7 protein-coding genes are annotated in these 13,550 nt (G+C 34.0%); all 7 read right to left on the bottom strand.

Annotated features, from left to right (window positions below):
- Entirely contained in the window at window positions 1-2,262 is a 2,262-nt protein-coding gene (locus FQU21_RS02550; protein WP_147676457.1) for a glycoside hydrolase family 3 N-terminal domain-containing protein, read from the bottom strand.
- A gap of 6 nt (window positions 2,263-2,268) precedes the next feature.
- A complete protein-coding gene (locus FQU21_RS02545; RefSeq protein ID WP_147676456.1) occupies window positions 2,269-3,636 on the bottom strand; it encodes a family 43 glycosylhydrolase in 1,368 nt (455 codons plus the stop codon).
- Between the two features lie 14 nt (window positions 3,637-3,650).
- On the bottom strand, window positions 3,651-4,622 hold the full coding sequence (locus FQU21_RS02540) for a Gfo/Idh/MocA family protein (RefSeq protein ID WP_147676455.1): 972 nt from the start codon (window positions 4,620-4,622) through the stop codon (window positions 3,651-3,653).
- Window positions 4,623-4,648: 26 nt separating this feature from the next.
- Window positions 4,649-6,505 carry a DUF5060 domain-containing protein gene (locus FQU21_RS02535; protein WP_147676454.1) on the bottom strand — a complete coding sequence of 619 codons (1,857 nt, stop codon included), beginning with the start codon at window positions 6,503-6,505 and terminating at the stop codon, window positions 4,649-4,651.
- 20 nt (window positions 6,506-6,525) lie between these two features.
- On the bottom strand, window positions 6,526-10,056 hold the full coding sequence (locus FQU21_RS02530) for a sulfatase-like hydrolase/transferase (RefSeq protein ID WP_147676453.1): 3,531 nt from the start codon (window positions 10,054-10,056) through the stop codon (window positions 6,526-6,528).
- A 214-nt stretch (window positions 10,057-10,270) separates the two neighbouring features.
- Window positions 10,271-11,614, bottom strand: coding sequence for a Gfo/Idh/MocA family protein (locus FQU21_RS02525; RefSeq protein WP_147676452.1), 1,344 nt, complete (start codon window positions 11,612-11,614; stop codon window positions 10,271-10,273).
- Complete coding sequence (locus FQU21_RS02520; RefSeq protein WP_147676451.1) at window positions 11,604-13,007, bottom strand: 3-keto-disaccharide hydrolase; 1,404 nt, start codon at window positions 13,005-13,007, stop codon at window positions 11,604-11,606. Before FQU21_RS02520 ends, FQU21_RS02525 begins: the two co-directional genes overlap by 11 nt.
- Between the last annotated feature and the right edge of the window lie 543 nt (window positions 13,008-13,550).

Below are 13,550 nucleotides of genomic sequence, written 5' to 3'. Positions count from 1 at the left end.
CTATTTTTTTAGTTTGAATGTTGTTTCTAAATACTCTTGAGAAGAGGTTCCTACTTTCACGGTATAATCTCCTGGCTCTAATACTTTTTTCATTTTAAGACCTGTAAATTCAAGCATTTTTGGAGTGATTTTAAAAGTAACTGTTTTGCTTTCGCCTGGATTTAATTCTATCTTTTCAAAACCTTTAAGTTCTTTATCTGGTCTGGTTACCGAACCTATTTCATCCTTAATATACATTTGAACGACTTCTTTAGCTTTTACAGAACCAGTATTAGTAACTTTTACACTAACTTCAATTTCCGAATTTGGTGTAATTTCTGAATTGGATATTTTAATATCTGAGTACTCAAAATTAGCATAACTTAAACCATATCCAAAAGGATAAATTGGACCATCTTCCAAGAACAAGTATCCTTTTTTATAATTAATCTCTTTCATACTGTAATGAAACGGTATTTGCCCAATAGATCTTGGCACGGTAACTGGTAATTTTCCTGAAGGAGATACTTCTCCAAAAATAATTTTAGCGGTAGATTGGTCGCCAAATTCACTTAAATCCCAAGTATCCAAAATAGCATCGGCTTGTTCTGCTATTGTATTTATAGATAAGGTTCTACGGTGTTTTAAAACCACTATTACAGGTTTACCAAGAGCTTTAATTTTTTCAATTAGTTCGTCTTGTGGGCCTACCGGATCAATTGTTGCTCTATCTCCCAAAGCATGGGTAAAAAAGGCTTCCTTAGAAGTAAATTCATCACCGCCTAAAAATAATATGTTTATATCGGCACTTTTGGCGGTATTTACCAATTTATCAATTGCGTTTTCGTCTCTTTCTAATAATTTCGGAGCTCCACCTTTTTCATCTGTTAAATGAAAACCTTTTTCTGCTACATACGTTATAGCATTTCCTGTAACGGACTCGAACAATGCTTTTGTATTATCTTTCACTAAAGGCCCTAACAGCGCAATTTTTAGGCCTTTATTTTTATTTAACGGCAAAGTGTTCTTTTCGTTTTTAAGAAGAATTATAGATTCTAAATCCGATGTTTTAGCTAATTCTAAAGACGATTTAGAACGCACACCTTTTTTAGTTTCTTTAATATCTATATAAGGATTATCAAATAAACCTAAAATGAATTTGGTTCTTAATACACGTCTTACAGAACGGTCTATTAATTTTTCAAGTTCAGGATTTTTCTTCACCATTTCAGGAAGATAAGCATAAGAATCTTCGGCATATAAATCGATATCTATTCCAGCCTCTAACCCCATTTGAGCTGCTGCTTCGGGAGATTCGGCAACATTCATAAAATAAAATAAACGTGCAATATCATTAGAATCTGAAACAACATAGCCATTAAAGCCCCATTGGTCTCTTAATACACCAGTTAATAATTCTGGATTACCATGACTAGCAATACCATTTAAATCGCCATGAGAAGCCATAATACCTAAAGTTTTAGCATCTTTTACGGCGGCTTCAAACGGAGGATAAACCTCGTCTATAAGTGTTCTAGGAGAAATTTCGATAGCTGCAAAATTTGAACCACCTAGTACTTGACCATAACCTGCAAAGTGTTTGGCAACGGCTCCAATATGTGTACCGTTTCCTAAACCTTCGTAATTACCTTGAACACCTTTTACAGCACTGGTTACCATTTGAGTGGTAAGGTAAGTATCTTCACCGAAAGCCTCAGACATACGTCCGAAACGTGGATCGCGAACCAAATCGGCCTCTGGCGAATGGCACATATGCATCCCTCTTAATCGAGCTTCTCTACCTACAATATCCCATTGTTTTTGAACCAATTCTGGGTTAAATGAAGCTGCTGATGCTATAGGTCTCCCAAATTTGGTACACCCTTCTGCATCGACACCGTTATAAGACTCTGTTACAAAAAGCGCTGGAATTCCCCAACGGTTGTGCTCTATAATGTATTTTTGAAGTTCGTTATTTAATTTAGCAGCGGTTACTGCATCCACATGTTCGGCAGGGTTTTTAATTCCAGCGATACCAAGTTTTAATTTTTTAATAACCTTTTCGGAAAGTTTTAACCTTCCTTTTTCATCATGTTTCACTCCTATATTAGCATGAAAGATACGCATTTGCGCTACCTTTTCTTCTAGTGATAATTTTGGTAATAAGGCTTCAACTCGTTCGTCTATAGATAACGAGGCGTCCTTATAATCTTTCGAGTTCGACTCCTGAGCATTGCAAAATGTAAAAATTAAGAATACCGATAAAAAAATGATTTTGTGCATTACTTTTTAAATATTTGTATGAATTTGGTTTTTGAATGTAAATCTATTTAAGATAAAAGAATTGTTTTTAATACCTTTAAAGACAAAGCAAATAGATTGATTATCTTTTAAATTTTTAGTACTGAAAACCCTTTTTTGAAAACTGTGAATAGTGTTTTTAGGAATTTCGCATATAAACAATATATTTCCCGTAGGATTTTCCTCCCTTATTTCTATAGTTGTTGATGCCTTGGCAAGTACCTCTAATTCTAAAATAGGTTTATCTTTTAAGTTTTTAACGTTAGGAAAAATAACATAACTAGACTCCTCTAATGGTTGAATTCCAAAGCCACCTCTACTAAGCTCTATTTTATTTAATCCATCTGCTTTAAAATAATCTTCGGCTTCTATACTTGCATCAGCATTATAATTTCCGACGCCAACACCATCTACCCTAACGGTGGCCATTTCACCATTCTCTTTATAATGTACATAACTTATAAAGCTATCCCTAAAATAACGATTTCCTGTTTGGCTAATATCACAGTAAATATAATACCATTGATTATGCCACTCAAAAAAAGACCCATGCCTCCCTTGTAAAAAGCCGTTAGGCCATGTTGGTGATTGATAACCTTTGGCAAAACTATGCTCTTTTATTACTGTATCTTTATAATTATAAGGCCCGTATATATTATCAGACATAGCGTAAAAACTACCCCAAGACAAATAATATTTACCGTTGTATTTATGCATAAAGGGTTTATCGTCGGTAGGCATGTTTTTATTTTTACCATCGGGATTATAAGGACCTCTAGGATTATTAATCTCTATTTTTCGTGGCTCCTCTGCCAAACTTATCATATCCTCATTGAGTTTAGCTATATAATAATTCCAAACTCCAAAAATAATATAATGGGCTCCGTTATCTTGAAAAACAGCCATATCGTATTCGTGAGTTGGCGTTAATCCAGATGTTAACAACGGTTTTTTCAATACGTCTTTCCATGGTCCAACTGGGGTGTCTGCTACTACTACACCGGTTTGTTCGTTACCTTCGGAAAAATAAAAGTAATATTTACCGTTTTTATAAGCTGCATCGGTTGCCCAACATTGAGAAAAAACTTTATTAATATAAGTGTCTTTTGGTTTAAGTACGCTTCGTTTAGTCCAATTTACTAAATCTGGTGAAGACCAAATCCACCAATCTTCCATAATAAATTTATCATTTGATATAGATTTATCATGAGAAGCATAAACATAAGCCGTATCATTAAAAATATGAATATGGGGATCGTTTAGCCCTTGGTTTGGTACAATAGGGTTTTGGGCATGCAATCCAGATAGTATCGCATACGTTAACCATACCCCAATTTGTATATTTTTACTAAACATTATTTTCATTTTAGTTAATCTAGTCCACAAAACAAATCCATAATTCGAGTTACAATAGCAGCTTCATTAACTGTACAAGGATTTTGGCTCTTTCCCAAAAAATAATTGACTGTTTTCTCTATCATGGGTTGCTGAACATGTTTTGGGTTTGTAAAGAGAAATCGCTTTTCTTCGCCATTACTATTTAAAACAATTTCATCTCCATAAAAAGAAAAAGAGATTGTTCCTTTTTCACCATGAATGGTGCAATTATCTATTTCTTCAGAAGCATTAAAGTTCCATGAACCAGAAAATTTTACACCATTTTTAAAAAGTAGACTGCCATTTACTTCTTGATTAGAATCTAAATTTTCTTTAAGGTCATCTTTAGTTATCTCGATCACTTCGCCAAAATAATAACACATTAAATCGATTTGATGTGGTGCGATATCATGAAAATATCCCCCTCCCGAAATTTCAGGGTTCGTTCTCCAATTTTCATCAGACTTAGCAATTAAACTGGCTTTATCTGTTTGTTTTATAACAATTTTAGCTGAAGTTACCTTACCAATTATATTAGAATCTAATAAATTCTTCACTTTTAAAAACACAGGCAATTCACGTCGATAATGGGCAACCGTTACTTTAACTTTGCTGTTTTCAAGTGCATTTACAAGGATATCTGCTTCGCGACTATTAAGCACCATAGGCTTTTCAAGATATACATTTTTACCTGCTTTTATGCTTTGAAGGGCATATTCTAAATGAGATGAAGGAGGCGTTGCTATATATAAGGCATCTATAGCTGGGTTTTCGATTAAGTCGGTAGCATTGGTAGTCCAATTACTAACATGATGTCTTTTAGCAAAATCTACAACCTTATCTTTATTTCTGCGCATAACTCCAACTAAATTAGAGTTATCAACTTTATAAAATGCAGGGCCACTTTTTACTTCTGCAACATCGCCACAGCCTAAAATACCCCAACTAACGCTATTATTTATCATTATATAAAAGCTTAATAGATTTTTATTTATTTTATTAACTTTAAAAGGACCACCCAATCTTTATCTAAATTAGAAGGTGGAGTACCTAAAGTTACAACCCCATTAGCTTTTATGGTTTTAACAGAACCGTCTTGTAAATTGCCTCCATTTCTAGGATCGAACCATTTTATTTCAAATATACTTTCAGACTTACCTAAATTCAGTTTTACCATATCGTTGTTTATCTCACTATAAACAACATATGTTTCATTTTCTTTAGCGAAACAATACGCCACCTGATTAGAAGTTATTAAATCGTCTCGAGGTTCCATATCCCAAAATGCAATATACTTGTTAAAGAAGTGTAAAGCATGTTTGTTTTGATCCCAAAACAGATCACGACTCCTAAAATCTTGACAAGTTAAATCGGAGTTAGGGCTAGCATAGCCAAAATACCATTCTACGCCATATCCTCCAGCCAAAAGGGTTCCCCACATGGCTCTTCCTCTTGCATACGTATGTTCGGGATCTTCATTATCGGGTAACAATGCAATGTTGGCTTTTCCCGGTTCATCGACCGCTAAAGCCCATTTTTTACCAGTATCATTAGATTTTTTTCGCCATTTTAAAACTCTAGGGTGTACATCGTTAAATTCTGGATGGCTTAATTGTAAAGAAGCTCCAGTTAGCGGAGTTTGATCTCCTATAAAATCCTGATATCTCTCATCTTTATCTGGAAATGTATGAATAACTAAATGATTTTTATAAGGATCTAAATTATGTACATATTTTGCTACTTTTTTAACTTCTACTATAGGCTGATTATTTTCCTCGCCTAAATTCCAATTCATGGAAAGATGATGTCCAAAACGCGCTATTAACTCACGATAATACAATTTACCTTCTATACCAAAAACACCTTGATCCATTAAATGGTCAGTTTCTGTTTCATGCGTTTTAAAATGAAGAAACATACCTTTTGTTTCAGCATATTCGAAAATTCGTTCCCATTGGTCTAGTTTTGAAACATCAAACCTGGTTTTATGAAACATGGTTTCCCAAGCTTCCTTATTTTTCTTAACACTAGCATACGCTTCATAATCTTTAATTGGTACTTTTAATACATACGGAAACACATTTCTATCGTCTCCATCAACATTAAAAGTTAAAAATGAAAAAACGTTTAATTCTTCTGAAGCCAAGTAATTAATAGCTCCTAAAAGATTTTTACCCTTGGAATTTTTCCATGTAAATGGTGCTGCACTTTCATCAAAATCCTTAGCATGAGGCTCCCATTTTTTTTGAAAACCGAGTGCGTTGGTTGATTCATCTATATCTGAATATGCTAATAAATTTTCTGGTGCATCGACCCCTAATTTTATAAAATATTTACCTGTTTCGGCAAATTTTAAGTAGGATTCGCCAACATACTGTAATCGTCCTTTTGCCCGGTTATCTTTTCCTGTTTTATCTGATTCTAAAATGGTAAAAGTTCCAGATTGCCCATCCATAAACCCTGCACTTGACGCTAGAGATATATCTTCCGCTACAGCGATATTATCACCTTTTTTAAAGGAAACCGAATAGCTCCAATTCCCTATGTTATCAGGTGTAAATCGCACTTGCCATATATTACCTGTACTACTGCTAGTTTCTGCTGTATTGCCATCGGCTGCAAAAAAACCAGGAATAATGTATGTGTTTTTACCATTTTTAAAGGTCACATCTAAACGGTAGTTTAAAAAAGGGTTTTCTTCCGCCAACTCGCTTGTTTGAGGACCTTCAAAACTTAAAGTTGTTCTATGCCATTTTTTTAATTCACCATCAATTTTTACTTCTTTATATTTTTTGCACGAAAATAAAGATGCTGTTACTATAACAAGAAGTAAAAAATATGATTTCATTATAAGTTAAGGTTTATATATTAAAATGAATTAATCTTAAGTTGAATAGTATGCTTCCCTGGGTCTAAACGAATACTATCGAAAGCAGCCGGTACTTTTTTGCCGTTATGAATTAAATCCTTTCCATCTAAATCATTTAAAGAAAATTCGGCAACCATGTTTCCTGGAATTTCAATTTCATAAGTTTGTAACCTTGTGCCATTATATTTATAATTTCCTTTAATGGTTCCTCTTACAGTTGGAACTTCTATGGCACTGGATTTTAATTTACTCATTTGCGGTTTTATAGTAGCCACTGCAAACCCCGCTGTTTTTGGTTTTATACCCCATAATCCACGTGGAATAACATTTGCAGGTACTGCGCCCCAAGCGTGATTCCAATCTAAATTATTTTTATACTTGTTATCCCAAGCTTCTAAAGTAATGGTAGACCCTATTTTTATCATGTTATACCAACTTCTATCCGAGGTATCAGTTAGTAAATCTAAGGCATAATCTGCCTCGCCGGCATTATATAACCCATCCATTAAAAACTGTGCACCATATACACTACATGCCATTCCACGAGATTTCACGTAATTTACAACAGATTCAAAATGTTCTTCTGGTACTATACCAAAGGCCAAAGGCATCATATTAGCGTGCAAAGAAGCGTGATCTGTACCAATACCATCTACATATATACCGCGTTCGGCATCAAACATTTGTTCGTTTACCGCTTTTTTTGCTTTTGCTGCTCTATATTCGAAATCTAGTTCTTCTTGAGTTTTTCCAAGAAGTTTAGCAAATTTCGCCATAATCTTCATGTTCTCATAGAAGAATGAGTTGATAACGGTACTATATGGTTTAAAGACGAAGCCGTCGCGTTCTCCTTTGGTTTTACTTCTATTAAAATTAGCGCCAGGCCAATCAACAATGTCTGTTAATGGTTTTTTGTAGCCGTCAGGAAAACCTAGTTTTTTCATAAAAGCAGCGTCTACTTTGGTAGATGTAATTAAACCATCTTCATTAGATAATTCATATAAAGATTTATGTTTTAATTCTTCATAGTATCTCTCTATTAATTCGGTATTACCAGTGTACATATAATCGGCATAAATCAATAATGGAACATGTTGCTGCCATTCGGTAGGCCATGTTGGATTTTTCATAAAATACTCAATGGTACGTCTAGCCATAGCATATTCTCGATCTGTGGTATAATGGCTTAATTGATTTAAATAAGCATCTGCTTCATAAGGTATACGCTCTCTATCTCCATCCACATATAGTCCGTTAAATGTGGTTGCTTTTATGGAGTATTTACATAAATCCCAAACTTGATTTAAGATATTATCGTTACTTTTAAAACTACTAGATTGCTCATCCCAAAACGTATGATAGGCTAATTGTTCTACATTACTAGCCGAAATAGCTTCTTGGGCACCTTCAATTTCTGCATATCTAAATGGCACAAGTGGTGGAAAACCATCAGGTAATGGAATGGCCTTATTTGGTCTTGTATTTCTTTCGTCTGTTTGAACTTGAATTTGATATTCTGTTTGTCCTGGCTTAACATCTACTTTTATCTCTTGATATCTAATATTACTCTTAGCAGGAGGTGTTCTATTCACATTACCTTCGTTGTTTACCATTTCTCCCACCCTAACGGTAAGGGTATGCGGTGTTTTGGCTTTATAGGTAAAATTCATGGTAGCAAACGCTGCTTTACCAAAATCCATAAAATAGAAATTACCGCGTTTTTCAAACTTTACAGGTTTTATGGCATCGGTTTGAAACTTGTTTTCGGTTGAAATGATATAGCTATCACTTTTTCCTGTTGTAAACTTTTGCGCCTCAGAATAATCGACTAGTCTATTTTCTTCATCCCAAATTCTTACTTTCCAATAGTACGTTTTTCCAACCTGAAGCGGGGTTCCTTTATATTCAACATTTGTAGATTTTAACGAACGTACTTCTCCACTATCCCAAATTGTGCCGTTGTTGTTATTAATATCCTTTTCATTTGCAGCGACTAAAATTTGATAGGCTCCTTGAAATTTAGATCCCAAAGGAACAGTCCAACCAAATTCTGGTTTTAAATCATAAATTTCAACATTACTATCTGGCTGTCTAATTAATTCAACCGTTAAATCTGTTGGTGCTGCTCTAAAAGCGTTACTATTTTTTTTAATAAGTTGGTCAAGCTTATTTCTTAGTTTATCAGCTACAGCTTTATATTTTTTCTTTCCTATTAGATTTTTAGTTTCTTTAGGGTCTTTCTTTAAGTTATAAAGTTCTTCAACAGATTTATCATTGACATATCTAAAGTATTTCCATTCTTCTGTTCTTACGCCTTCACTTGGTGGAATTTCACTAAAATTCCAAATATGTTCTATTAAAACAGTGTCTCTATTAATAGTATTAGTTTCTTGTTTTACAAGAGGTAATAAACTTTTTCCTTGCCATGTATTGGGCGCTTTTACGCCAGCCAAATCAGCAATGGTTTGTGGTACATCAATATTAAGCACCATATCATCAACATCTTGATGCTTGTTAATTCTAGGATCGAAAACAATTAATGGTACACGAACAGAGTTATCATACATGAGCCATTTTCCAGCTAATTTACGTTCGCCCAAGAAGTACCCATTATCTCCCATAACTATAATTACCGTATTCTTATCGATTCCCTTTTCTTGTAATTTTTTACGAATTTTTGCTATTTCTAAATCGACTCCCGCAATCATACGGTAGTAGCCTTTTAAGCTATGTTGGTACTTTTCGGGTGTATCGTAACGCCAAGTCCATCGTAACCAGTTAAACCCTTCTCTAACCATTTTTGGTAGCGCATCAAAGTATTTATCGTCTGCTAAATCTGGTCCCGGAATGGTTGTGTTTTCCAATAATTTATCGGTTTCTTCTTGCCAAAAATACTGATCAGGCGCACCATCGTGTGCATGTGGTGCACTGAAACTTAAAGATAAACAAAAAGGTTCTTTTTTTGTAGCGTTTTTATCTATAAAATCAATGGCTTGTTGCCCAGTATACCGCGTTAAATGTACCGTATCATTATCTATGGTTTTATAGTAATACCCTCTTCGGTCTTTATACCTATTATTTCTGTCGTATGATTCAAACTCGTCGAATTGTTCTTCTAAGTTATTATACCTAACTCCAAATTTCCCATAAAATCCGGTATGATAACCATTCTTTTTTAATACAACAGGGTACGAATCTGCCATATAATCTTCACGGATATTTCCTGTTTGAAAGTTATAATTGTGAGCACGTTCATGCAATCCTGTCCAAAGACTAGCCCTACTTGCCGCGCAAATGGGTGTTGTAACTATAGCTTTGTTAAAGTAAGTTCCCGATTTTGCTAAATCATCCATTTGAGGAGTTTCAACAAATTTATTTCCAGCATAACCAATAGCGTCAAAACGTTGATCATCTGTTAAAATGAAGATGATATTCGGTTTTTCGTTATCGCTTTGCTGTTGTTGTGCATGGCTTATATTTAAATTACCAACTACACTTAATAAAACTAATAAAATACTATTTTTAAACATATATGGATTACTTAATTATTTGTCTTAGTTGAGTTGTTTTTTATGCTAAATTTATAATCATTAAAATTAAAGTTTTCCTTGTAGGAAGCTATCCTGCAGTGTCCTGAGATAAAGTGTAAAATTTAGTTAATTTTTTTAGAAAAATTTCATCAATATTCAAAAAAAATCTCAAACACCAATTGGTATTTGAGATTTTTAACATTTTACTTATCTATTAAATAGTTGGTTCCCAACCTGGTTCATAAGTTCTAGACCACAGCTTCATGGCCTCCCTATTAAACATCATACCGGTTTTATCATCAATATCATAACCCGCATTAATTCTATAAGCAATGTTTGCATAATGCACCATAGCCATACTTTTACTTGCATCATCAATAGGTGCTGTTAATTTTGACTTCCCTCTAATGGTATCAAAAAGGTTTTGAACATGTTTTGTAGAGGTATCTCCTCCACCGCCAAGCGCAGTTCCTGCTTCTTTTGATGCTGAATTATATTCTTTAATTAACTTACCTCTTCGATCATAAAGCATGTATTTACCTCTATCTACAAAAACAGAGCCTTCGGTACCATAAATAATAGTTCCGCGACCACCGCCATAGGTACTATAACTGTTTCTAGATTTACCATCCCACTTAATGGTTTTATTTTCTGAAAATTTAAATGTTGCCTCCATATCATCATACATCTCCCAACCGTCATCTAAAAACTGTCGTTTTTCGGCCTCGACATATACGTGCTGCGGAAAATCGACTTGCAGCGCCCAGCGTGCAACATCTAACTCGTGTGTAGCATTATTTCCTGCTTCTGCTGTTCCATAGTTCCAGCCATACCAATGCCAATTGTAATTCCATGTTTCTGAAGTATAATCTCGTCTTGGCGCTGGGCCTTGCCATAAATCCCAGTCTAATCCATCAGGAACAGGAGCACTTTTTTGCAAAGGCACCTGTCCACGCGCATTATTATAAAAAGCAACGGCTTTATATGGCTTACCTATAATACCATTGTGAATTTCTTTAATAATTTCAATGGTATGCCCCGAGGAACGTTGTTGGTTACCCATTTGAACCACTTTATTATAATGTTTAGCAGCTTTAACCAATTGTTCATTTTCATACATATTATGGCTACATGGTTTCTCAACATATACATGCTTTCCTGCCTTCATTGCCATTATAGAACCAGGTGTATGCCAATGGTCTGGCGTGGCATTTATAAGAACATCGACATTTTTATCGTCCAATACGTTTCTTATGTCATTTTCTAAAGTAGGCTTATAATCTATATACTTACCAAAACCATCTAATGCTTTTAGGCGTTGGCTTTCCATAACATCACACAGGTAGAGTAATTTCACATTACTTTCTTTTAAACCTATAGGTTGCTTAAAAGCTTGTAGCCTACGTCCTAATCCTGCAATAGCAACATTGATACGATCGTTAGCTCCAATTATATTATTATAACTACTTGCAGACATGGCATTAACCTTACCTGTTAAACTAACACCTAAAGCAGCTACGGCCGTTTTTTTTATAAAATCTCTACGATTATTTTCCATTTTTACTTGATTTTGCTTTTGGAACTTTAATTTTTATATTTCTAAACGCTACTCGATCGCCATGATCTTGCAATAAAATCTGCCCTTTACTTAGCAATCCAAAATTTGGCCATTTTTCATATTTGCTTTCTGAAACTAATTTTAAAAACTCATCACTTCCGCGCTCATATTCTAAAACTTTCACATCGTTAATCCAGTGCTCAACATGATTATTAATAGATTTAATATATGCAGTATTCCATTCTCCAATAGGTTTTAAAGGTTTTTTGGTGTCTGCCTGAATTAAATCGTAAAGCGAACAAACGGTTCTACTACCTTCATGCGACCCCTTTTTAGCATCGGGATGAAGCGCATCGTCTAAAATTTGATACTCTAAGCCTATAGAAGATCCAGGGCCTTTATTAATTTCGGTATCTACATAATATTTAATACCACTATTGGCACCTGGAGTTAATTTAAAATCCACTTGCAACTCAAAATTACTATAATCTTGAGTCGTGACGATGTCTCCTCCTGCCGTAGACTCTTCTCCTCCGGTATCCAAAACAATAAGCTCTCCGTTTTCTATAACCCAACCAGACTCAGGAAATTTATCCAATTTAGCGCCTCTCCAACCTTTGGTCGTTTTTCCGTCCCAAAGCATTTTCCATCCCGATCTTTTTTCATCATAGGTTAGATTATTTTTTGTTACAATAGGTTTCAGTGGTGTTTTGGTTGAGTATTTGGATAAGTTTTCTGTTAAAATCTTAGCGTTTTTCCACATCACGTGTTTGCCAAGTTTTTCTATTTTATTTCCTATAGAGTGTACTTGTAAACCGATAAATCCAGAAGCTGTTTTATCATCTATTAAATAAGAAGCAGGAACTCCATTAATCCATGTTTTTAGCGTGTCTCCAATAGCTTCCACACGGTAATGATTCCATTCATTTTGCTTAAAAGCCGCTTGTGCCTCAGGGTTATTTACTAATGGATTTAGCCATCTACGTCTTTTTTCATCATAAATACCGCCACTCCAAGCTCTTTTAGAAGGGTCTATTTCTATTTGGTACCCATGCACCATGCCATCTCTATAATAAGGTAAACTATTACTTCTTATTTGAATACCAGAATTCATAGTTGAATCAACTTTATATTCAATTTCAAATATAAAATCATCATACATTTCGTTTGTTGTTAAAAATGTATTTGGTGTATCAGAAACTGTGGTTCCTGTGATTACCCCATTATCTACTTTATAGGTTGCATTTCCACCTAAAATGGTCCAGCCATCTAAAGTGTTTTTTTGAATTAAGTTAATCCAAGGAACGTCTTGTTTTTCCTCTTTACAAGAATAAATATTACCTAAACATAGAAAGGCAACAAAAAATAATAAATTTGATTGAAAGATTTTCATACTATTTGTTAAATGATTTAAAGATACATTATAAAAAAAAAGTTTCCATCATATTACTATTACTCTATGATGAAAATGACAAACTAATTTAAATAATTAATAATTGAAATTAAAGTCTAGCTTAATTAGACAACCAAATCTATTAGATTCTAAACTAAAACGCATCCTGTTCTATCCTGAAATAATTGTATATTTTACATTTTTTATACAACCCCGTTTTCCTATGTTTTTACAAATAAGCACATTATAATTATGGTGCAGTGTTTGCGTAACAAATTTATCAACACTTAATAATTCACATACTACATAACCTTGTAAAAATTACAATCGTTTATTTACAAATTTAATACTTTATACTTTTAAAACACAGATACTCTTGAATTTACTTGTTTTAAATCGCTCTATTTTGCTTTAGGTTTAAATAATTATTCCTATACCCGAACCTCCTTTAGGGCTTTAATGTTATAATGTCATCAATCAGGATCATTCTTAACTTAAAACTACAAAAAGATCAAAACTAAAAACAGCTAAAAAAAAAAACTC

Source organism: Algibacter pacificus (assembly GCF_008033385.1).
Lineage (GTDB): Bacteria > Bacteroidota > Bacteroidia > Flavobacteriales > Flavobacteriaceae > Algibacter > Algibacter pacificus.
The sequence above is the reverse complement of the archived record's forward strand: the minus strand, read 5'-3'. Positions and strand labels throughout refer to the sequence as shown.